Origin of the sequence: Streptomyces sp. NRRL WC-3742, from assembly GCF_000720635.1 — a bacterium.
GTDB lineage: Bacteria > Actinomycetota > Actinomycetes > Streptomycetales > Streptomycetaceae > Kitasatospora.
Map to the genome: position 1 here is coordinate 37,253 of NZ_JOCF01000052.1, position 21,939 is coordinate 59,191.

Annotated in this window: 18 protein-coding genes and 2 pseudogenes; 9 read left to right on the forward strand and 11 right to left on the reverse strand. The window is 74.5% G+C overall.

The window, feature by feature from the left end; translation table 11 throughout:
- Positions 1-17: 17 nt before the first annotated feature.
- Complete coding sequence (locus IH61_RS0126485; protein WP_051838046.1) at positions 18-1,067, reverse strand: hypothetical protein; 1,050 nt, start codon at positions 1,065-1,067, stop codon at positions 18-20.
- A gap of 249 nt (positions 1,068-1,316) precedes the next feature.
- Between IH61_RS0126485 and IH61_RS0126490 the strand changes: the two genes are divergently transcribed.
- Genes IH61_RS0126490 through IH61_RS0126505 form a run of 4 tightly spaced genes read left to right on the forward strand, consistent with a single transcriptional unit; the run spans position 1,317 to position 7,133 of the window.
- On the forward strand, positions 1,317-2,498 hold the full coding sequence (locus IH61_RS0126490) for a CaiB/BaiF CoA transferase family protein (protein ID WP_234327341.1): 1,182 nt from the start codon (positions 1,317-1,319) through the stop codon (positions 2,496-2,498).
- Positions 2,499-2,500: 2 nt separating this feature from the next.
- Positions 2,501-3,643 (forward strand): acyl-CoA dehydrogenase family protein, encoded by a 1,143-nt coding sequence (locus tag IH61_RS0126495; protein WP_031074191.1) that lies wholly within the window; start codon positions 2,501-2,503, stop codon positions 3,641-3,643.
- Positions 3,644-3,702: 59 nt separating this feature from the next.
- Entirely contained in the window at positions 3,703-4,917 is a 1,215-nt protein-coding gene (locus IH61_RS0126500; protein WP_031074192.1) for an acetyl-CoA C-acetyltransferase, read from the forward strand.
- Positions 4,918-4,946: 29 nt separating this feature from the next.
- Positions 4,947-7,133 carry a 3-hydroxyacyl-CoA dehydrogenase NAD-binding domain-containing protein gene (locus IH61_RS0126505; RefSeq protein WP_031074194.1) on the forward strand — a complete coding sequence of 729 codons (2,187 nt, stop codon included), beginning with the start codon at positions 4,947-4,949 and terminating at the stop codon, positions 7,131-7,133.
- A 10-nt stretch (positions 7,134-7,143) separates the two neighbouring features.
- Here IH61_RS0126505 and IH61_RS0126510 read toward each other — a convergent pair whose 3' ends face one another.
- From IH61_RS0126510 to IH61_RS0126525, 4 genes are all read right to left on the reverse strand, one after another.
- Positions 7,144-7,893, reverse strand: coding sequence for a MerR family transcriptional regulator (locus IH61_RS0126510; protein ID WP_037973380.1), 750 nt, complete (start codon positions 7,891-7,893; stop codon positions 7,144-7,146).
- 172 nt (positions 7,894-8,065) lie between these two features.
- Positions 8,066-9,121, reverse strand: a complete 1,056-nt coding sequence (locus IH61_RS0126515) for an isopenicillin N synthase family dioxygenase (RefSeq protein WP_051838047.1) — start codon at positions 9,119-9,121, stop codon at positions 8,066-8,068.
- Between the two features lie 285 nt (positions 9,122-9,406).
- Positions 9,407-10,054 carry a response regulator gene (locus tag IH61_RS0126520; RefSeq protein ID WP_031074197.1) on the reverse strand — a complete coding sequence of 216 codons (648 nt, stop codon included), beginning with the start codon at positions 10,052-10,054 and terminating at the stop codon, positions 9,407-9,409.
- The gene (locus tag IH61_RS0126525; protein ID WP_051838050.1) at positions 10,006-11,475 is read right to left on the reverse strand and encodes a sensor histidine kinase; all 1,470 of its coding nucleotides are present in this window, start codon (positions 11,473-11,475) and stop codon (positions 10,006-10,008) included. Before IH61_RS0126525 ends, IH61_RS0126520 begins: the two co-directional genes overlap by 49 nt.
- A gap of 296 nt (positions 11,476-11,771) precedes the next feature.
- On the opposite strand from IH61_RS0126525, the gene IH61_RS0126530 reads away from it, so the two are divergent.
- Both IH61_RS0126530 and IH61_RS49695 read left to right on the forward strand, forming a co-directional pair.
- Positions 11,772-12,497 carry an ABC transporter ATP-binding protein gene (locus IH61_RS0126530; RefSeq protein WP_031074199.1) on the forward strand — a complete coding sequence of 242 codons (726 nt, stop codon included), beginning with the start codon at positions 11,772-11,774 and terminating at the stop codon, positions 12,495-12,497.
- The gene (locus IH61_RS49695) at positions 12,494-14,896 is read left to right on the forward strand and encodes an FtsX-like permease family protein (protein WP_031074200.1); all 2,403 of its coding nucleotides are present in this window, start codon (positions 12,494-12,496) and stop codon (positions 14,894-14,896) included. The genes IH61_RS0126530 and IH61_RS49695 overlap by 4 nt, the downstream gene beginning before the upstream one ends.
- Here the strand turns inward: IH61_RS49695 and IH61_RS0126540 are convergent.
- From IH61_RS0126540 to IH61_RS43200, 5 genes and pseudogenes are all read right to left on the reverse strand, one after another.
- Positions 14,874-15,929, reverse strand: coding sequence for a DUF2332 domain-containing protein (locus IH61_RS0126540; RefSeq protein WP_051838062.1), 1,056 nt, complete (start codon positions 15,927-15,929; stop codon positions 14,874-14,876). The two genes, IH61_RS49695 and IH61_RS0126540, sit on opposite strands and share 23 nt — an antisense overlap.
- 205 nt (positions 15,930-16,134) lie before the next feature.
- Positions 16,135-16,379: pseudogene (locus IH61_RS44860) on the reverse strand (response regulator); the annotation flags it as partial.
- A 107-nt stretch (positions 16,380-16,486) separates the two neighbouring features.
- Entirely contained in the window at positions 16,487-16,855 is a 369-nt protein-coding gene (locus tag IH61_RS41430) for a hypothetical protein (protein WP_158845312.1), read from the reverse strand.
- A 126-nt stretch (positions 16,856-16,981) separates the two neighbouring features.
- A complete protein-coding gene (locus IH61_RS0126555) occupies positions 16,982-18,097 on the reverse strand; it encodes an SUKH-4 family immunity protein (RefSeq protein WP_031074204.1) in 1,116 nt (371 codons plus the stop codon).
- 58 nt (positions 18,098-18,155) lie between these two features.
- Positions 18,156-19,019 (reverse strand): hypothetical protein, encoded by an 864-nt coding sequence (locus IH61_RS43200; protein WP_158845314.1) that lies wholly within the window; start codon positions 19,017-19,019, stop codon positions 18,156-18,158.
- Between the two features lie 93 nt (positions 19,020-19,112).
- Between IH61_RS43200 and IH61_RS47170 the strand changes: the two genes are divergently transcribed.
- Entirely contained in the window at positions 19,113-19,817 is a 705-nt protein-coding gene (locus IH61_RS47170; protein WP_031074208.1) for a maltokinase N-terminal cap-like domain-containing protein, read from the forward strand.
- Positions 19,818-19,833: 16 nt separating this feature from the next.
- Here IH61_RS47170 and IH61_RS0126570 read toward each other — a convergent pair whose 3' ends face one another.
- Positions 19,834-20,430 carry a DinB family protein gene (locus IH61_RS0126570; protein WP_031074210.1) on the reverse strand — a complete coding sequence of 199 codons (597 nt, stop codon included), beginning with the start codon at positions 20,428-20,430 and terminating at the stop codon, positions 19,834-19,836.
- 313 nt (positions 20,431-20,743) lie between these two features.
- Between IH61_RS0126570 and IH61_RS41435 the strand changes: the two genes are divergently transcribed.
- Both IH61_RS41435 and IH61_RS0126580 read left to right on the forward strand, forming a co-directional pair.
- Positions 20,744-21,418 (forward strand): hypothetical protein, encoded by a 675-nt coding sequence (locus tag IH61_RS41435; RefSeq protein ID WP_051838054.1) that lies wholly within the window; start codon positions 20,744-20,746, stop codon positions 21,416-21,418.
- A 1-nt stretch (position 21,419) separates the two neighbouring features.
- Positions 21,420-21,939: pseudogene (locus IH61_RS0126580) on the forward strand (hypothetical protein); the annotation flags it as partial.

The following is a 21,939-nucleotide window of genomic DNA, read 5'->3' on the forward strand; positions in this document are numbered from 1 at the left end:
GCTGCCCGCCCCCATGATCACCCGGCCGACTCTACGGCCTCTTCGGCAGGGGCGTGCGCCGGTTCGCACCCTTGCCCGAACGCGCCCCCTCGCCCGAGCGTGCTCCCTCGCTCGAGCGCGCCCCTCTCCGTCAGCGCCACCGCCCCCGCCGCCAGGATCAGCAGCCCGGTCGCCACCTGTACGCACTCCACCAGCGGCAGCAGCCCGGGGGTGGCGTGGCGCAGGTCCTGGACCGTGGTCCCGGTGGTGCCGAACATGATCAGCTGCCAGGCGCCCCAGCCGAGCATCGCCCCGGCGCCGGTCCAGGCCGCGAGCACCGGCCGGAGCAGCCTGCCCTGCGGGCGCAGGCGGAAGACGAGCGCCAGCAGGGCCGGCGGAGCGGCCAGTGCCATCAGGGCCATCACGGCGGACATCGTCTGCGGGCCCCGGGAGCCGTAGTCGGAGAAGGAGTCCGGGAGCCCGGCCTTGCCGCCCGCCGCCCAGTAGGCGTGGGCGGTGGCGACGGCCAGGGCGAGCGGCGCGGCCGCGCAGGCGAGGCTGCGCTGCACGGCGAGGGTGGGGGAGCCGGGCAGGTCGCCGACGCGGTCGCGGAGCAGCCAGGCCCAGCGCCGCCGGGCGTACAGCAGGAAGGCGGTGATCAGCGCGAGCCCCTGGACGCTGAAGCCGCCGTACACCAGAGGGGTGACCCAGTCGCTGAACCCGGCCACGCCCGGGGCCCTCTCGGGGGCGTGCTCCGGGCCGAGGACCAGGCCGGCGAGGAGGGAGAGGGGCACGGCGACCAGGATCGCCCCGAGCAGTCCGGTCGCCACCCACATCGGGAACGCCACCAGTCCGGCCGGAACCCGCCGCCCCCAGGGCCGGACGAAGGAGAGGGCCAGGGCGACGGCGATGGCGTCCATCCCGAAGCTGAGCACGTTCGGGACGAAGAGCTTGTCCAGTTGCGCGGCGTCGTCGGCGCCCACGGGGACTCCGAGCAGCCACAGCGTCTTGAGCGTCAGGTAGGGCAGGGTGGCCGCGACGGCGGTCCAGGCCGCCCCGGCCCGTACGGCGCGTTCGTCGATCCTCATGCCCGCATGCTGGCGCGCGGCCGGGTGCGCGGGCCTCGCCCGTGAGTGCGAAGGGCCTCCCCCGCGCGGGGGATCCGGGGCGGCCGCCCTCCGACCGGCGGTGGAGCGGGCCTGGCTCCGGGGCTGGAGGACCGCCGTCGGCGGCCCGAACGGGGCTGGCGGGAGGGCTTGTTACCGGCGGGTCGCTTCCCTATCATCGCGAGTGTGACAGCTTTACTGTCAAACCCCGTCGGAAGGGCCCAGCAGCCAGTGCGTGACACGAGCGCAACGCCGGAACGGCCCGCCGCGCCCGGGCCGTTGGCCGGGGTGAGGGTGGTGGAGCTGGCCGGGATCGGGCCCGGGCCCTTCGCGGCGATGCTGCTGGGCGACCTCGGCGCCGACGTGGTCCGCGTCGACCGGCCCGAGCCCTCGCCGCTGGGGACGGACCCGGCGTACGACCTCACCAACCGCAACAAGCGCTCGGTGCTCGTCGACCTCAAGGCGGCCGACGGCCCCGGCCTGGTGCTGGACCTCGTCGAGCGCGCCGACCTCCTGATCGAGGGCTACCGCCCGGGCGTCGCCGAGCGCCTCGGCGTCGGGCCCGACGCCTGCCTGGCGCGCAACCCGGCGCTGGTCTACGGCCGGATGACCGGCTGGGGCCAGGACGGCCCCCGGGCCGCCACCGCCGGGCACGACCTCGGGTACGCGGCCGTCGCCGGCGTCCTCGGCCTGGTCGCCGGCCCCGGCGGAGCAGCCGAGCCGCCCGGCATCCCCGCCAACCTGCTCGGCGACTACGCGGGCGGCTCCCTCTACCTGGTCGTCGGCCTGCTCGCCGGGCTCCACCACGCCCGCGCCACCGGCACCGGACAGGTCGTGGACGCCGCGATCGTCGACGGTGCCGCGCACCTGGGCAGCATGCTGTGGGGCCTGCTCGCCGCCGGCCACTGGCAGGACCGGCGCGGCGTCAACCTGCTGGACGGTGGCGCCCCCTTCTACGCGATCTACCGGGCCTCCGGCGGCGGGCACCTGGCCGTGGGCGCGCTGGAACCGCGCTTCTACGCCGAGTTCGCCCGACTGCTGGAGCTCGGCCCCGACGCGCCGGGGCAGTACGACCTCGCCCGCTGGCCCGAACTGCGCGCCCGCATCGCCGAGCGCTTCGCCACCCGCACCCGCGCCGAGTGGGAGGCCCGCTTCGCGGGCACCGACGCCTGCGTGGAACCCGTCCTGACGATGCGTCAGGCATCCGCCGACGAGCACCTGACGGCCCGGGGCACCTACGTCGAGGCCGACGGCGTCACCCAGCCCGCGCCCGCCCCGCGCTTCTCCGCCACCCCCGGCGCGCTGCGCCGCCCGCCCGCCCGGCCGGGCGCGGACACCGCCGAGGTGGCCCGCGACTGGGGCGTGGCCGCTCTCGACCCCTCCCTCAACTCGGCAGCAGACCAAGGAGAGTAGCGTTGCAGCGGGACATCTTCACCGAGCAGCACGAGGACTTCCGGGCCACCGTCAAGGCGTTCCTCGCCAAGGAGGTGCTGCCGCACTACGACCGCTGGGAGAAGGCCGGCATCGTCGACCGCTCCGCCTGGCTCGCCGCCGGCCGCCAGGGCCTGCTCGGCCCCGCCGTCCCCGAGGAGTACGGAGGCGGCGGCACCCCCGACTTCCGCTACGCCGCCGTGCTGGCCGAGGAGTTCGCCCGCGCCGGCGCCTCCGGACTGGCGATCGGCCTGCACAACGACATCATCGGCCCGTACCTGACCTCCCTCGCCACCGAGGAGCAGAAGCGCCGCTGGCTGCCCGGCTTCTGCAGCGGCGAACTGATCACCGCCATCGCGATGACCGAACCCGGCACCGGCTCCGACCTCCAGGGCATCCGCACCCAGGCCGTCGACCACGGCGACCACTACCTGCTCAACGGCGCCAAGACCTTCATCTCCAACGGCATCCTCGCCGACCTGGTGATCGTCGTCGCCCGCACCACCCCCGAGGGCGGCGCGCACGGGCTGAGCCTGCTGGCCGTCGAGCGCGGCACACCCGGCTTCGAGCGAGGCCGCAACCTCGACAAGATCGGCCAGAAGGCCCAGGACACCGCCGAGTTGTTCTTCCAGGACGTCAGGGTGCCCAAGGAGAACCTGCTCGGCGAGCTCAACGGCGGCTTCGTCCACCTGATGCAGAACCTCGCCCAGGAGCGGCTCACCATCGCCGCCGCCGCGATCGCCGGCGCCGAGTACCTGGTCGAGATCACCACGGAGTACGTCAAGCAGCGCGAAGCCTTCGGCCGCCCGCTCGCCAAACTCCAGCACGTGCGCTTCGAGATCGCCGAACTGGCCACCGAGTGCGCCGTCACCCGCGCCTTCGTCGACCGCTGCATCACCGAGCACAACCGCTACGCGCTCACCCCCGCCGACGCCTCGATGGCCAAGTGGTGGGCCACCGAACTCCAGAAGCGCACCGCCGACCGCTGCCTCCAACTGCACGGCGGCTACGGCTACATGAACGAGTTCCCGGTCGCCAGGGCCTTCGTCGACGGCCGCATACAGACCATCTACGGCGGCACTACCGAGATCATGAAGGAGATCGTCGGCCGCTCGATCCTCGGCTGAATCCCCCGCCCTCGGCTGATTCCCCCGCTCAACCCCCCTGCCCCGAAAGGCGTTCCACCGTGACCACCGAAGCGTACGTCTACGACGCGATCCGCACCCCGCGCGGCCGGGGCAAGGCCACCGGCTCGCTGCACGGCACCAAGCCGATCGACCTCGTCGTCGGCCTCATCCGCGAACTGCGCGCCCGCCACCCCGAGTTGGACCCGGCCGCGATCGACGACATCGTCCTCGGCGTGGTCAGCCCGATCGGCGACCAGGGCTCCGACATCGCCCGCATCGCCGCCGTCGCGGCGGGCCTGCCCGACACCGTCGCCGGCGTCCAGGAGAACCGCTTCTGCGCCTCCGGCCTGGAGGCCGTCAACATGGCCGCCGCCAAGGTCCGTTCGGGCTGGGAGGACCTGGTCCTCGCCGGCGGCGTCGAGTCGATGTCCCGGGTGAAGATGGCCTCCGACGGCGGCGCCTGGTTCGCCGACCCGATGACCGCCTACGAGACGAACTTCGCCCCCCAGGGCATCGGCGCCGACCTCATCGCCACCATCGAGGGCTTCTCCCGCACCGACGTGGACGCCTTCGCCGCCGAGTCCCAGGCCCGCGCCGCCAAGGCCCAGGCCGACGGCCTGTTCGACCGCTCCGTCGTCCCCGTGCGCGACCGCAACGGCCTGGTCGTCCTCGAGCGCGACGAGTTCATCCGCCCCGGCACCACCGTCGAGACCCTCGCCGGCCTCAAGCCCTCCTTCGCCGCCATCGGCGAGGCCGGCGGCTTCGACGCCGTCGCCCTGCAGAAGTACCACTGGGTCGAGGCCATCGACCACGTCCACCACGCCGGCAACTCCTCCGGCATCGTCGACGGCGCCGCCCTCGTCGCCATCGGCAACCGCGAGGTCGGCGAGCGCTACGGGCTGCGCCCGCGCGCCCGGATCGTCTCCGCCGCCGTCTCCGGCTCCGAGCCGACCATCATGCTCACCGGCCCGGCCCCCGCCACCCGCAAGGCCCTCGCCAAGGCCGGGCTCACCGCCGCCGACATCGACCTCGTCGAGATCAACGAGGCGTTCGCGGCCGTCGCCCTGCGCTTCATCCGGGAGATGGGCTTCCGCCACGAGCAGGTCAACGTCAACGGCGGCGCCATCGCCCTCGGCCACCCGCTCGGCGCCACCGGCGCGATGCTGCTGGGCACCGTCGTCGACGAACTGGAGCGACGCGACCTGCGCTACGGCCTGATCACCCTCTGCGTGGGCGGCGGCATGGGCATCGCCACCGTCGTCGAGCGCGTCTGACCCGCCCCTCCCAGATCTGGAGCCACCTGATGAGCGACACCACCACCATCCGCTGGGAGCAGGACCAGGACGGCGTGGTCACCCTCGTCCTCGACGACCCCACCCAGTCCGTCAACACCATGAACGACGCCTTCACCGCCGACTTCGAGGCCGTCGTCGAACGGCTGGCGGGCCTCGGCGACGCGCTGCGCGGCGTGGTGGTCACCTCCGGCAAGAAGACCTTCTTCGCCGGGGGAGACCTCAAACTGCTCTCCGCCGCCCGGCCCGAGGACGCCGAGGCCGTCTTCGAGAAGTCCATGCGGATCAAGCGCTCGCTGCGCCGGCTGGAGACCCTCGGCAAGCCGGTCGTCGCCGCGATGGGCGGCAGCGCGCTCGGCGGCGGGCTCGAACTCGCCCTCGCCTGCCACCACCGGATCGCACTGAGGAACCCGGCCGCCCGCTTCGGCTTCCCCGAGGTCACCCTCGGGCTGCTGCCGGGCGGCGGCGGAGTCGTCCGCACCGTGCGGCTGTTCGGCATCACCGACGCGCTGCTCACGTACCTGCTGCAGGGCAACCAGTACCGCCCGGCGCAGGCGCTCGAGCACGGCCTGGTGCACGAACTCGTCGACACCCCGGATGAGTTGACGGCCCGGGCGAAGGCGTGGATCGAGGCCAACCCGGCGGCCGTCCAGCCCTGGGACGTCAAGGGCCACAAGATCCCCGGCGGCACCCCGGCCACCCCCGCCTTCGCCGCCAACCTGCCCGCCTTCCCGGCCAACCTGCGCAAGCAGCTGAACGGCGCCCCCTACCCGGCCCCGCGCAACATCCTCGCCGCCGCCGTGGAGAGCTCCCAGGTCGACGTCGACACCGCGATGGTGATCGAGGCCCGCTACTTCACCGAGCTGGCCTGCGGGCAGACCAGCAAGAACATGATCCAGGCCCTCTTCTTCGACATGCAGGCCGTCAACTCCGGTGCCGGGCGCCCGAAGGCCGTCGAGAAGCGGCAGGTGCGCAGGGTCGCGGTGCTCGGCGCCGGGATGATGGGCGCCGGCATCGCCTACACCTGCGCCAGGGCCGGCATCGAGGTCGTCCTCAAGGACGTGAGCGTCGAGGCCGCCGAACGCGGAAAGGCGTACAGCGAGGGGCTGCTGACCAAGGCCATCGCACGCGGCCGCTCCACCGAGGCCAAGCGCGACGCCCTGCTCGCCCTGATCACCCCCACCGCCGACCCCGCCGACCTGGCCGGCTGCGACGCGGTGATCGAGGCCGTCTTCGAGAACACCGAGCTCAAGCACAAGGTGTTCCAGGAGATCGAGAACGTCGTCGCCCCCGACGCGCTGCTCTGCTCCAACACCTCCACCCTGCCGATCGGCCAGCTCGCCGAAGGCGTGCAGCGGCGGGCGGACTTCATCGGCCTGCACTTCTTCTCGCCCGTCGACAAGATGCGCCTGGTCGAGATCATCCGCGGCCCCGAGACCGGGGACGAGGCCCTCGCCCGCGCCTTCGACCTCGTCCGCCAGATCGACCGGACGCCGATCGTGGTCAACGACTCGCGCGGCTTCTTCACCTCGCGCGTCATCGGCCAGTTCCTCAACGAGGGCGTCGCCATGGTCGGCGAGGGCGTCCACCCCGCCTCCGTCGAGCAGGCCGCCGCCCAGGCCGGGTACCCGGCCAAGGTGCTCTCGCTCATGGACGAGCTCACCCTGACGCTGCCGCGCAAGATCCGCGACGAGTACCGGCGCTCCGTCGAGGCCGTCGGCGGCGCCTGGACGCCGCACCCGGCGGACGCGGTCGTCGACCGGATGGTCGACGAGTTCGGCCGCCCCGGGCGCAGCGGCGGCGCGGGCTTCTACGAGTACGGCGAGGACGGCCGGCGCGGGCGGCTCTGGCCCGGGCTGCTCGAGCACTTCGGCGGATCCGCCGCTTCCGCCTCGGAGGTCCCGTTCGAGGACCTCAAGGAGCGGATGCTGTTCAGCGAGGCGCTGGACTCGGTGCGCTGCCTGGAGGAGGGCGTACTGACCTCGGTGGCCGACGCCAACGTGGGTTCGATCCTCGGCATCGGCTTCCCGGCCTGGACGGGCGGCGTCCTCCAGTACATCAACGGCTACGAGGGCGGCCCGGCCGGCTTCGCGGCCCGCGCCCGCGAGTTGGCCGCCGCGTACGGCGAGCGGTTCGCGCCGCCCGCGCTGCTGGAGCGGATCGCGGCGGAGGGGCGGACGTTCACGGACCGGGGCTGATCCGCCCGGTTCACGTGGTCGCTGGTGGGGCCGCCTCCCGGGCGGTCCCACCCAGCTCCTCACCGAGCTCTTCGCGCAGGAACCGCTGGAAGGCGGTGACCAGGGCCTGGGCCACCATCGGCTGGATGTGGTCGGTCAGCGCCTTCATCCGGGCCAGGTCCTCGGCCTCCGGCTCGCTCTCCCGGTACGGCTTCCAGACCGTCTCCCGGAACAGCCGCTGCAGCTCCCGGGCCGTCGCCCGGCTGTGCTCCAGCACGACGGCGCGGGCGGCGAGCAGGGTCTCCAGCGGGATCGGCACGTCCAGGATCCGCACGCCCAGCGGCAGCAGCCCCGGGTCCGCCCGGAACAGCTCCGGGTCCTCCGTGCGCTCCAGCGCGCCCATCGCCACCAGCCGCTCGACCTGCTCCTCCGACAACCCGCGCCCGGCCCGGCGCTCCAACTGGGCCCGGCCCAGCTCCTCGGCGGCGCCCGGAGTCCAGGAGGCCACCAGGGCGCGGTGTATCGCCAGGTCGAGCCGCGAACTGTCCTGCGGCAGCCGGGCCAGGTACCGCTCTATCGCCGCCAGCGTGAGCCCCTGGCGCTGCAACTCCTCGATCAGCTCCAGCCGGTCCAGGTGCGCCGCCCCGTACAGCCCCACCCGCCGCGGCCCCAGCTCCGGCGGCGGCAGCAACCCCTTCGTCCCGTAGAACCGCACCGTCCGCACCGTCACCCCGGCCCGCGCCGCCAACTCGTCCACCGTCAGCCGCGCCTCGCCGCCCATGGTGCCGTCCCCCGTCCCTGCCGCTGTCCGTTGCCGCCGCTGCCCGTTGCCGCGGTTCGTTGTCGCCGGGCGCCGCCTCCGGGCGGCACTGTCACACCACTGCTGTGACAGCAGAAGTGTGACAGCGCCTGCCGGGGCGGTCCACCGGTGATCATCGGGCAGGACGCCTGGCTCAGCCCGAGGCCGGGCCTGCCAGGGCGGCGTGGTGGCGGCGGGTGACCTCGGGGTGGGCGCGGGTGTAGCCCTTCCACTCGTTGAGGCCGAAGTCGGCGAAGAGGGGGTTGTCCGGGTCCTCGGTGGCGCCGGGGGCGTGGTGGGCGTGGGGGAACTCGAGCGGCGCGATGTGGGCGTCGAGGCGGGGGTTGTAGAAGAACGGGACGGAGAAGCGCTCGCGGGCGCCGGGCGGGCTCACCACGCGGTGGCTGGTGGCCTTGAGGTAGCCGTCCGTGGCCACTTCGAGCAGCTCGCCGAGGTTCACGACGAAGGCGCCCGGCATCGGCGGGACCTCCAGGAAGTCGCCGTCGGGCAGCTCCACCTGGAGGCCGCCCACGGTGTCCTGGAGCAGCAGGGTGATGAAGCCGTAGTCCTTGTGGGCGCCGACGCCCTGGCCGGCGCCGTCCGGGGCGGTGCCCGGGTAGCGGACCAGCTTGAGGCGCAGGTGGGGGTGGCCTGCGAAGGCGTCGTCGTAGAAGTCCGGGCTGGCGCCGATCGAGGCGAGCAGCTCGTGCAGCAGCCTGCGGGCGACCTCGCCCAGGCGGTCGATCCAGCCGAGCGCGGCCGTGCGCAGCTCCGGCAGTGCCTCGGGCCACTGGTTGGGCCCCTCCAGCCACCAGTACGGGGGCTCCCCGGAGCCGGGGACGTGCGCGGGCAGTTCGGCGCCGATGTCCAGCTGGTCGCGCCAGTCCTGGCTGCCGCCGGTGCGCTCGTCTCCGGTGCGGGTGTAGCCCCGGTAGTGCGGGGAGTTGAGGTTGCTGACCGCGAGCCGGTCGGCCTCGGGGAGGTCGAAGAAGGCGCGCATCGCGTCGGTGAGCGCGGTCGTCTCCTCCGGGGTGACGCCGTGGCCGACGAGCTGGAAGAAGCCGACGCCGGTGGCCGCGGCGCGGAGCTCGTCGTGCAGTCGGCGGCGCTGCTCCGGGGTGCCCTCGGAGAGCGAGAGGTCGATCACCGGGAGGGCGTCGAGGCCGGAAACGGGTCCGGAATCGGGTATGGGCGTGTACTGCTGCGTCATGGGTGGCATCCGCTGTCTCGTCCCGGTCCTGCCCGGTGGTCGACCGGGGGTGGGCGGGGCTGGCGCCTGGTGCGGCGGATGCCCCGGGGACCGGGTGGTGGCGGCGGCCGGAGCCGCCGTTGAGGGTGGTGGTGCGAGGTTCAGCTGGAGCGTCGACAGGACATGCTGGTCACGCGGAGCAGGTCCACGTGGCGGCGTCGAACAAGGATGAGCACGTCACCAGCCTATGTGACCGCTTCCGGCGGGGGCGAGCCCCGTGCATGTCAGGTGTTGTTCCCGTCCGTGTCAGGCGTTGTTGAGGTAGGCCAGGACGGCGAGGACCCGGCGGTTGTCGTCGTCGGAGGGCTGGAGGTCGAGCCGGACGAAGATCGACGCGGTGTGCTTGGCCACCGCCCGCTCGGTGATCACCAGCTGCTGGGCGATCGCCGCGTTGGAGCGGCCCTCCGCCATCAGCGCCAGCACCTGCCGCTCCCGGGGGGAGAGGGTGGAGACCGGGCCGGCCGAGGAGTTGTGGGTCAGCAGGCGGGTGATCACCTCCGGGTCCATCGCGGTGCCGCCCTGGGCGACGCGTTGGATGGCGTCGATGAAGCTGGCGCCGTCCAGCACCCGGTCCTTGAGCAGGTACCCGATCCCGCCGGTGCTGCCGGCCAGCAGCTCGCGGGCGTACAGCTGCTCCACGAACTGCGACAGCACCAGCACGGGCAGGCCCGGGTGCTCCCGGCGGGCCGTCAGGGCCGCGCGCAGGCCCTCGTCCGTGAAGGTCGGCGGCAGCCGGACGTCGACCACCGCGATGTCCGGCCGGTCGGCGGCCATCGCGGCGAGGAACTCCTCGCCCGTCTCGACCGCCGCCGTGACCTTCATGCCGTTGGCCTCCAGCAGCCTCGTCAGGCCGTCCCTGAGGAGGAAGAGGTCTTCGGCGATGACAACGCGCACGGGATCTCCAGGTTCACGATGGTCGGCCCGCCGGACGGGCTGCTGATCGCGAGCACCCCGTCGAAGGCGGCCAGTCGGCGTTCGGTTCCGCTGAGGCCCGTCCCCCGGGACGGGTCGGCGCCTCCGCGCCCGTCGTCGGTGATCGATATCCGCAGCAGCCCGTCACTGTGCCCTATCTCGATCCACACGTGCGAGGCCCCCGCGTGCTTCACCACGTTCGCCAGCAGCTCCGTCACCGCGAAGTAGGCGGCCGACTCCACCGGGGCCGGCGCCCGGCCGGGCAGGGCGCCGGAGAAGGTGACCGGCAGCGGCAGGTCCAGCGCGGTGGCCTCCACCGCGTCGGCCAGCCCCCGGTCGGCCAGCACCGGCGGGTGGATGCCCCGGACGAGGTCCCGCAGCTCGCCCAGCGCCTTCACCGAGGAGAGCCGGGCCTCCTCCAGCAGCGGCCCGATCGCCTCCGGGTCGTGCTTGAGCTGCTCCGCCACCGTGAGCAGCATGCCCAGGGCCACCAGCCGGGCCTGCGCCCCGTCGTGCAGGTCCCGCTCGATCCGGCGCAGCTCGGCGGCCCCGGCGTCGATGGTGTCGGCCCGCGTCCTGGCCAGGTGGCTGACCCGCAGGGCGAGCTCGGCCTCCCGCGTCGGGCCGAGCAGCGCCCGCGCGCCCCGCTCGTGCAGCCGCAGCACCGGCGGCGCGGCCCACAGCGCGGCGACCGGGGCGATGAACAGGCCCATCCCGTAGACGACGCCCAGCGGGAAGAACAGCCCGTCGCGGCCGAACACCTCCAGGGCGATCGGCGCCAGCACGACGGTCGCGGCGGCGAACAGCACCGTGCAGCCGGTGAGCAGCGCCCAGGCCGTGTCCCGCCAGATGGCCGGGTCCGTCAGCCGGCCGCCGGTGCGGAGCCGCCGCCAGGGGCCGGCCTCGCCCGCCGGGCGGCGGTAGGGCGGCGGCACCGGCCGCCCGCTCCACCGGCCCACGATCCGCCTGCTCTCGGAGGCGGTCCAGCGGGCGCCCAGCAGCCCGAGGACGACCATCGCGGGCGCCAGCCAGAACGAGGCCGACCGGCCGCCGGGCGGGGCGCCGCCGTAGACGTGGGCGGCCATCACCGCGAGCGAGCCCGGGGCGAACAGGGCGGCCCCGAGCGCCCGGCCGCCGCCCCCGGTGGCCCAGCACAGCGCCCACAGGGCGACGGGCCCCATCGGCACCGCCAGGATCAGCGGACCGCCGAGCGACCTGAACGGCTGCGTGTCGTCGGGCCCGAACAGGGCGGCGCTCAGCAGCACCGGACCGGCCAGCAGCGAGATCAGCCCCACCACCGCCAGCGTCACCGCGTACCAGGCCCGCACGCCGTCCACCAGCGCCCGGCCGGCCTGCCGCACGACCCTTCCGGGCAGGCTCGATGTCAGCACCTCCACCGTCATGGCCCCTCCTTTCCGGCCCCGGGCGGCGGCCCGGAGTCGTGATCCCGGAGCCCCCGTGAGCCCGGTTCCCGATCTGTCGGTCGCCAAGTCTGCACGGCTGGGACGGCCGAGTGCTCTAGGTCTGAACACCCAGTTCGGGGTGTATCTGGATACACCCCTGAGACACCGTTCAGACGGCTGTCGACGCACCCGGTCGACTACCTAGCGTGATGTCCCGTCAGATTCCGTCAGCCGGACCGGAGTTCCCGGGCCGGTCCCACGATCTTGGAGGGTTCGTGAACGCGCCGATCATCAGGATGCGCGGCGTCGGCAGGACGTACGACAGGTCCGAAGCCGCCCGCCCCGCGCTGGCCGGGCTGGACCTGGAGGTCCGTGCGGGCGAGGCGCTGGCCGTGCTCGGCCGCTCGGGCAGCGGCAAGTCCACCCTGCTGAACCTGATCGCCGGGCTCGACCGCCCCAGCGAGGGCACCGTCGAGGTCGACGGCGTGGGTGTCCACGAGCTCGGCGAGGCCGCGCTCGCCGAGTACCGGCGCACCCGGATCGGCATGGTGTTCCAGTTCTTCAACCTGCTGGACGACCTGACGGTCGCGGACAACGTGCTGCTCCCGGCCCAGCTGGCGGGCATGGGCCGGGCCGAGGCCCGGGCGCGGGCCTCCGAGCTGCTGGAGCGGCTCGGGGTGGCCCGGCACGCCGGGGCGCTGCCCGGCAGGCTCTCCGGCGGCGAGCGCCAGCGGGTCGCCGTGGCCCGGGCCCTGATGAACCGTCCGCCGCTGCTCCTGGCCGACGAGCCGACCGGGGCGCTGGACACGGCCTCCGCCGCCGACGTCCGCGACCTGCTGCGGGGGCTCAACGCGGAGGGCCAGACGATCCTGCTGGTCACCCACGACACCGCGCTCGCCGAAGCCTGCGCCCGCCGGACGATCGAGCTGCTCGACGGCCGGCTGGTCCGGGACACGGGGGCCGCGCCGGAGGCTTCCCCGTCGGCGTCGCAGGGTGCGTCGCAGCAGGGAGCGGTGCGGTGAGCGCCCTGAGCAAGGTGGTCCGCGCCGGGGTCGGCCGCAAGCGGGTGCAGACCCTGGTCATGGTGCTCACCACGATGACGTCCGTGACGGCGTGCATCCTCGCCCTCGGGCTGCTGGTCGCCGCCCAGGCGCCGTACCAGCGCTCCTTCGAGGACCAGCACGGCGCGCACCTCAACGCGCTGTACGCCCCGTCGGCGAGCCCCGCCCAGCTCGCCGCGGCGGCGCACGCGCCCGGGGTGACGGCCTCGGCCGGCCCCTACCCGGCGCTCACCCTCCAGCCGCGCGCCGCCGACACCACGATCCCGCCCTCCGGCAGCCTGCTCCCGCCGATGACGCTGGTCGGCCGGGCGCAGGACGGCCCGATGGACGGCCTGCGGGTCACCATCGGCCGGTGGGTCGCGGGCCCCGGCGAGGTCGTGTTCCTGGACGGGCACTCCCCGCTCACCGTCGGCGACAGCATGCGGTTCCCGGAGCTGCCCGGGCAGCCCGTGCTCAAGGTGGTCGGCCTCGCCGAATCCGTCTCCTGGAGCGCGGACGGCTGGATCGCCCCCGAGCAGGTCGCCGGGCTCACGGCCCCCGGCACCACGCCCGCCGCCCAGTACCTGTACCGCTTCGCCCGGGCCGACACCGACGCCGAGGTGGCGGCCGACCGCGCCGCGCTCGCCGCCGCCGTCCCCGGCGCCGCCCTCACCAAGGTCACCTCCTACCTCCCGGCCCGGGTGGAGGCCAACCGCACGGCCTCCACCTTCGTCCCCTTCGTCACGGCCTTCGGGGTGCTCGGCCTTGCCATGTCGGTGCTGATCATCGGCGTGGTGGTCAGCGGCGCCGTCACCGCGGCCACCCGGCGCATCGGCGTCCTCAAGGCCCTGGGCTTCACCCCGGCCCAGGTGGCCCGCGCCTACGTGGGGCAGGCGCTGCTCCCCGCCGGGATCGGCACGGCGCTCGGCGTACTGTTCGGCAACCTGTTCTCGGTGCCCGTCCTGGGCGTGGCCCACAAGGCGCTGCGCGGGGGCCTGCTCGGCATCCCCGTCTGGGTGGACGTGGTGGTGGCCGTCGCCGCACTGGCGGCCGTGACGGGCACGGCGCTGGTGCCCGCGCTCCGGGCCGGGCGGCTGCGCACGGTCGAGGCCCTCGCGGTGGGCCGGGCCACGGGCGGCGACACCGGGGGAGGGGCGCTCGGCGCCTCGGGCCGGGGCCGGGGCCGGGGCCGGGGCCGGGGCCGGGGCCGGGGCCGGGGTCTGCGGGGCCGGATCGACCGGCTCCCCGGGCCGCGCGCCCTGAGCCTCGGGCTGGCGAGCCCGCTCAACCGGCCGGCCCGCTCGGCGACCACGGTCGCCGCCGTGGTCCTGGGCACGGTCGGGGTCACCCTCTGCGTCGGGCTGACGCTCTCCCTGGGCATCGTCCAGGACGGCCTGACGGCCGGGCGCTCCAGCACGGTCATGGTCGACATCCCCTTCGACGGGGACAAGGCCCTCGACCACGTGGACGAGGCGGCCGTGGTCCGGGCCGTCCAGGGCCGCCCCGGCACCCGCACCTGGTACAGCACCGTGCCGTCCCCGGCGGCCCTGGAGGGCGACACCGGCCGCTCCCAGGTGACGGCCTTCACCGGCGACGCCTCCTGGGACGGGTACCAGATGGTCACCGGCCGCTGGTTCCGGGGCCCCGGGGAGGTCGTGGCGGGCACCCCCTACCTCCGGGCCAACCAGCTCAAGGTCGGAGACACCGTCACCCTCACCGACCACGGCCGCACCACCCGGGCGACGATCACCGGCGAGGTGCTGACGAGCAACGACCTCGTCTACCTCGACCGGGCGACGCTCGCCCCGCTCGGGGACCCGGTCCACAGCGAGGCCGTCTCCTTCCACATCGACCTCACCCCCGGCACCGACGTCCGGAGCTACACGGACGGGCTCGACGCCGAGGTCAAGCCGCTGGGCCTGACGGCCGAGGCGGGCGGCAACCACCGCAGCATCGTGATGCTGGCGATGAACACCCTGGCCGGGACGCTCACCCTGCTGCTCATCGCGGTCGCGGGCCTCGGGGTGCTCAACACCGTCCTGTTGGACACCCGGGAGCGGGTGCACGACCTCGGCGTGCTCAAGGCGCTCGGCATGTCGCCCCGGCAGACGGTCGGCATGGTCCTCACCTCGGTCTGCGCCAGCGGACTGATCGCCGGGCTGATCGGCGTCCCGCTCGGCATCCTGGTGCACCACCAGGTCATGCCCGCGATGGCCGACGCCGCCGGCATCGGCGTGCCCGACTCGGACCTCGCCGTGTTCGACCTCTCGGTGGTGGGGCCGCTGATACTCGGGGGCCTGCTGCTGGCCCTGCTCGGCGCCACCCTCCCCGCCGTCTGGGCGGCCCGGACCCGGACGGTCACGGCCCTGCGGACGGAGTGACGGGGCCATGGGCGCCGAACCAGTCGAGCGACTGCCCGTGCGGCCCGGTGAAGGCCACCGGCCTTTCGTCCAGGGCGAGGACGAACAGGCCGGTGCGGGCCGGGGCGGTGTGGCGGGGGAGGCGCTCGGCGACGGTCGGCAGTACGGGGAGGGCCTCGTTGGAGATCCAGTGGCCGGGCAGCTCGCGCATGGTCACGGCGAACTCCTCCCGGGCCTGCGGCGTCAGGTAGGCGAGTACGGCGCTGTGGAACACCACCGGCGTCGCCCCCTCCGGCACCTGCGCCACCAACTCCCGTACGGCCGCGTTGAGATCGCCGCGCACCAGGTGCGGCGGCTCGGCCCGGGCGATCCGCACGGCGCCGCGCAGCCGCTCCCGCCGGTGGGTCTGCTCCGGCCAGACCAGCGCCTCCAGCCAGCGCATGTCGTCCTCGGAGCGGACGTCCAGCGGGTTGAGGTCGATCCCGGCCCGCCACACCACCTCGGGCATCCGCTTCGCCAGGTCCTCCCCGACGGGCGCGGGCCCGCTGACCGCACAGTCCAGCGTCACCGCACCGCTGAACTCCTCCAGGGCCCCGAACTCTTCCAGGGCACCGAACTCCTCGAGGGATCCGAACTCCCCGCCCGAGTAGCGGTACCGGTACCGGTCCGGGTACAGGCACAGCCCCGCCGAGGCGCCCACCTCGATCAGTGCGAGCGGCTGCGGCAGCGAGGCCAGCAGCGGCAGCAGGGTCGCGCACCGCCCGGCCTCGTTGGTCTGGGTGCTCCGCTCGCGCATCGTCGCGGCGATCCCGGCCCAGTGCGCCTCCACCCAGGCACGGAACCGCGGCCAGCCTTCCGTCACCGGCCCGCCCAGGAACCGGACGGCGCCGAACAGCAGGTTCGGCTGCCGCTTGGCCTCCGGCAGTTGCTCCAGCAGTTCGATCAACCGCCCGTCCCCGGCCAGGCGTTCGGCGAGGTCCTCGTAGGTCGCCGAATTGCCGTGCGCCTCGTTCACGGCGAAGCGCCGGTAGAGGCCCTCCGTACCACTGTCCATCGTGCCCATCCCCCTCGAACTACCTTTCCCAAGAACAGAATCGGATCGGTCTCGGCGGCGGCTTGGTCATCCCTTTGCCGTCCGCCGGACGATCGCCAACCCGGGCCCCGCGAGAGTGAGGCCACCGGAGCGAACGCCTCCGGAAGCCGCACAGCTCCTGATCATAGGAGGCCCCATGAGGCCGACGTTCCTTCCAGCGTCAGCCGGGCCCGTAGTGGTCGGGCGTGGGGACGGGACGTCCCCCGGCCCCGTTCGGCTCCCCGGGCCGCACCTGCCGCACCACCGCGCGGATGCGGGCGATGGCCCCGCGCACGCCGAAGGGCTTGGACACGTAGTCTCCCGCGCCGATCTCCAGCCCGACCACCCGGTCCGTCTCGTCGTGCGCGCGCTGATCACGATGATCGGCACGTCCCCGTGCCGGCGCAGCGCGCGGCACACGTCCAGGCCGTCGGCGGCGAAGGTCAACACCGCCAGCAGCAACCAGGGCGTACGGTTCCGGCAATACGCGCACGGCGGCACCCTGTTGCCCTGCACCGTCCGGACGAGGGGGCGGGGGGTCAGCCCTGCCCGGGCCGCAGGTCCAGTCCGGGGTACGGGCGCGGCCGCAGCTGCCGCGTCAGCGCCGTCGAGGCGCCCACCACCACCGTCAGCAGCGCGTAGAAGAGCAGTAGCGCCCAGAACGGCGTCGTCGACACGCTCTGCTCCTCGAACCGGCACCACGCGTCCGGCGGCAGCCAGGACGCTCCGGTCTCCAGCAGTTGCCCGCCGCCCGCCACCAGGCCCCGCTCGCAGCGCCGGTCGAAGTCCAGCGACCGGGCGTACAGCAGGCCGTACACCGTGCCCGCCGCCGCGAGGGAGAGCAGCGCCACGGAACCGAGCAGCACCGCCCGTCTTCGCCCGCCGCCCGCCGTACGGATGTTCGTCACCGGGGCAGCGTACCGGCGTGCCATGACAGGCGCGGCCGGGTACGCGGGAGCGCGCCGTTCCGCATCCCCGCCCCGGGAACCACCCGCCGTGGCGTCCCCGGAACCACCCGCCGCGACGCCCCGGGATCACCCCAGCAGGCCGCCCAGGTGCCCGTCCTCGGCGAGCAGCCGCCAGGAGCAGCCGGGCGAGGCGAAGGCCGCCGGGTCGACGGCCTCCACCAGCCCGTCCACCACCGTGCTCAGCAGTGACTGCGGGTCGAACACCGCCCAGGTCTCCCGGATGCTCCTGCCCTCCCAGCGCTCCCACTCGGCGCGCAGCCGCCCGTACGTCCACAGCGCGTAGAGCAGGGCGGAGAGGTCCCGGTTGAGGTACGCCTCCGGCTGGCCGTCGTCGTACCAGTCCGGCAGCTCCAGCCGGCCGGTCACGCCGTCCAGGGCGATGGTGAGGTTGGCCGGCCAGTCGCCGAGGGCGAGGAAGTCCCGCTGGTAGGGGCGGTGTTCCTCGCCGTCGAAGTACTCGGGGTACGCCTGCTCCATGGTGACCAGCGGCTCCGCGCAGGCGCCGAACACCGCGCCGCCCGTCGGCAGGCCGATCTCGGTGAGCAGGCGCCGGGTCGGGCCGTGCAGCAGGGTGTCGGGCAGGCTCTCCGGACGGTAGCGGTGCACCAGGCCCGGGCCGTCCTCCTCGTCCGTGAGCGCCGCCAGCTCCTCCACCAGCTCCGGACCGATCGCGTACGCCGGCCCGTCCGGTCCGCCGGGCAGCGCGCCCCAGCCGAGCGCCCGCACCAGCAGCGCGGTGTCCCAGTGCGCGGGGGGAGCGCCGGCGGGTCGGTCGAACAGAGCCGGGTCCAGCTCCCGCATCCGCGCCCGCGCCCCGGCCATCACCTCGGCGACCACGGCCGGTCCGCGCCGCCCGTCCAGGGAGTCCGCCCGCAAGGCCCCGTCGGCCACCGCGTCGACCTCCCGCACCAGCCCGGCCAGCGACGGCAGGCCGGAGGCCAGCAGGTCCCGGCGCGCGCCGCCGTCACCGAGGAACACCTCGCCCGTGACGCCGTCCAGCAGCACCAGCCCGCCGACGACGGCGAACGGCGCGCGGTACTGCGTCTCACCGAGCACGTACAGCCGCTCCGCCCCGGACGGGAAGTCCCGCAGTGGGCCCTCGCCGATCACCCCGAAGTCCAGGAACGCCCCCGACTCCGGCAGCCCCCGCTCCGTCAGGAACTCCCGGCTCCCCGCGTGCACCAACCCACCCGGCAGCCCCGCCGCCACCCGCGCGCACCCCATCCGCCGCCGCCCCCCTTCACATCCACCCCGCCTGGCCACCCCTGACCCTAGCGTTCTGCCCGGACACCCCGTCCACGTCGTCGGTGAAGCCGCCCGGGTGCGGCAGCCCGATCCGCTCGAGCGCGGCGGCGACGGCGGGCCAGGAGACGAGGTCGGGGCAGTACCCGGTGGACTGGTTGCTGACCGCCGCCACCTCCCAGCCGCCCGCCGCCACCTGGAACCCGATCTCCCCGGCGCCCATCACAGGCTCCCCGCCGGCGCAGGCCACGTGCTCACTCCGGCGCGGAGCGAGCCTCAGCGCCCCGCCAAGGTCGACGACGAAGGTGAACGGCTCCTCCGCCACGCCAACCGTCCCCGCCCAGGCCGCGAACTCCCCCGCCGTCCGCACCGGGGTGCCCGGCGCGCCGCCCGCCTCCCGCAGCTCCGGCGGCCCGACGTACCGGTAGGCCCGCCCGAACCCCTCCTCGACCTCCGCCCCGACACCCCGTTCGGCCAGCCGCACCCGCCAGAACGCCATCTCCACCGCCGTCCCGGCCAGGCCGAACTCCCGTAGCTCATTCAGGAGTTCACGCGCCCGCAGCGGCGAGGCCCCGGTGCCCTCGCGCAGCGCCCGCAGTGCCGCCACCGGATCGCCGAGCGGGGCCGCGAGCCGCAGCCGCGCCGGGCCGTGGGCGGTCAGCAGTGCTTCCCGTACGTCCTGCGGCGTCGGCTCGGGCCCGGAGTGCTCGCACTGTGCGTCGCCGCAGCCCGGGCAGAAGGACTCGGCGTTCCATGCCAGGGTCCGCCCGCCGTCGCACAGGAACTGCCCGACGCTGCGCACCGCCTCGCCCCCGCACGCGGCGCACCGGGCGGCCATCCGGGTGCCCTGCTCCGTGCTCACCACGACTGCCTCCTGACCTGGGCCTTTCGGGGGATGAGTGACAAGGTGGAGCCGGTCGTACCGATCTGACGAGAACCCAGGAAGGGTCCCCACATGGCCGTCATCCACCGGACCACCCTCAAGCCCAGCAAGCTGGAGCTGCTCACCGCCTGGCTCCCGTCCCGGCCGTGGTACGTCGGCGGAGGCGAGGGCGAGGGCGGGCCCGAGCTGGTCAAAGCCGGTGGCTTCCGGCTGGACGACCCGGAGGGCGAGGTCGGGATCGAGTTCATGGTGGTGACCGACCTCTCCGGCGGTGAGGGCGGTGAGGGCGGTGAAGCGGTGGACTACCTGGTGCCGCTCACGTACCGGGGCGCTCCGCTCGACGGGGCGCAGGACGCGCTGGTGGGAACCGTGGAACACGGGGTGCTGGGGCGGCGCTGGGTGTACGACGGGTGCCACGACCCGGTGCTGGTCGCCGAGTTGACCGCCCTGCTGGAGGGCCGGGCCGAGGCCCAGGACCAGAACACCAGCGACGCGGTGGACCGCGAGGTCACCCGCCGCTACGAAGGCCCCGCCCTGACCGGGGCCGCCGTGGTCGCGGACGGCGGGGCGGGCACGGAGCTGCGCACCCAGGACGGTACGGTCCTGCGCCTGCACCGCGTCCTCACCCCCTCCCCGGAAGCCCCGGAAACCCCTGAAGCCCCTGAAGCCCCCGAAGCCCCCGAAGCCCCCGAAGCCCCGGAATCCGGACACCTCGCCGGCGCCTGGCAGCGGCAGGACGGCACCCGCGCCCGGGGGCTCTTCGTGACCCTGCGCTAGGCCCTGTCCGGGCCCGTCACCCCGCCCCGGGCCCGTCGGCCTCCCGGGCGGCGGATTCGACGCGGGCGTGGTGCGCCCGCCACCAGTCGGCGTCGCCGGGGGCGGTGTTGAGGCCGTCGGGGCGCTGGCCGACGGTGCCGTCGACGAGTTCGCGGACGAGGTCGGCGTGGCCGGCGTGCCGGTGGGTCTCGGCGATCATGTGGACGAGGACCCGGTGGAGGGTCTGCTCGGGCCGGCCCTCGAACGGCAGCCGGCCGACCGCGTCGAGCGGCAGTTCCTCGATGACGGCGTCGGAGTGCGCCCAGACCCGCCGGTAGCGCCCGACGATCTCCTCGGTGCTCTCGTCCGCGCGGGCCCACAGGTCGGCGTTCGGCTCGACCTCGCCGGTGAACCACACGGGTGCGGGTTCGGCGAAGGGGCGCTCGAACGTGTCGGCGAAGTACAGGACTTCGGCTCCGGTGACGTGTTTGACGAGGCCCAGCAGGTTGGTGCCGGTGGGGGTCAGGGGGCGGCGGAGGTCGTACTCGGAGAGGCCGTCGAGCTTCCACAGCAGGACGTCGCGGGCGTCCTGGAGATAGATCCGCAGGTCTGTCTTCTCATCGGTGATTGCCATCCGATCAGTCTGTCGATCACACGAACGGCGTCCACCGGTTTTCCCTGCCCCAGCCGCCCCCGTACGGCGTTCGCCGAGGTCACGGGCACCGAGAGTGACGAGTGGGGGCGATGAGTCGGACTTGAATCTTTGCGAACGGATGTTCGATCCTGGGGTTGTGCCCGTTTTCGAACCTGCTTTCGAATCCACCGTCGAGCGTCCGCCGCTCCGACCGGTGGCGTCCCCGGCTGCCCAGCCACCGGGGAAGCCGGGGGCGCCGGGGGAACCGGGGACGCCGGGGACGCACAGGGAGCCGACCCGGGGCCTGGTCCCGGTGCCCTCCGCGCTGCGCGAGCTCCTGCCGGACGGCGGGCTGCGGCGCGGCACCGCCGTGTCCGTGGCGGGCGGGGACACCGGACTGCTGCTGGCCCTGGCCGCCGGGGTGCGGGAGACCGAGGGCGGCTGGGCGGCGGCGATCGGGCTGCCCGACCTCGGGCTGGCCGCCGCCGGCGGGTACGGGCTGGACCTCAGCCGCCTCCTGCTCGCCGACGACCCGGGGTCGCACTGGCCCGAGGTGGTGTCCGTCCTGGCCGGTGCGGTCGACCTGATCATGCTCCGCCCGGACGGCCCCGTCCCGCCGAAGCTGGCCGCCCGGCTGGCGGCGGTGCTGCGCCGCAGCGGCTGCGTGCTGCTGGTGGCCGGGCCCTGGCCGGGGGCGGTGCTGCGGCTGGGCGTGCGCTCCGGGCGCTGGTTCGGGCTGGGGGACGGCCACGGGCAGCTCGCCGGACGCCGGGTGGAGGTCGTGGCCGAGGGCCGGGGCTCGGCGGTGCGCGGTCGCGCGGCCCGGCTCTGGCTGCCGGACGAGCACGGCGCGGCCCGCCCGTACCAGGAGCAGCAGCGAGCGGAGCAGCAGCCGGCAGAGCAGCAGTCGGCAGGGCAGCGGCTGACAGAACGGCAGCCGGCAGAACAGCAGGCGGCAGAACAGCAGCCCGTCGCGGCGGTGGTCTGAGATGGCCGAGGACCGAACCCCCCGGGTGCTGGTGGTCTGGTGCCCGGACTGGCCGGTGGCGGCCGTCACCGGCCAGGGGGAGGGGGCCGACGACACCCCCGGCACCCCGCTGGCGGTCACCGAGGCCGGGCGCATCCTCGCCTGCTCGGCGGGCGCCAGAGCGGCCGGGGTGCGCCAGGGGCAGCGGCTCAAGCTGGCCCAGCGGCTCTGCCCGGAGCTGGAGCTGCGCGACCGCGACCCGGAGGCGGAGACCCGCCGCTTCGAGCCGGTGGTCGCGGCGGTGGAGGCGTTCACCCCCCGGGTGGAGGTGATCCGCCCGGGCCTGTGCGCCATCCCGGTGAAGGGTCCCGGCCGCTACTTCGGCGGTGAGGAGCCGCTGGCGGCCCTGGTCGCCGCGGCGGTGGCGGACGCCCTCGGGCGGCCCCCCGTCCCGGACGCCGTCCCCGGCGCGGTGATCCCCGCCACCCCGAGCACCCCCGCAGCCCCGAGCACCCCCACCGCCCCGAGCACCCCTGTAGCCC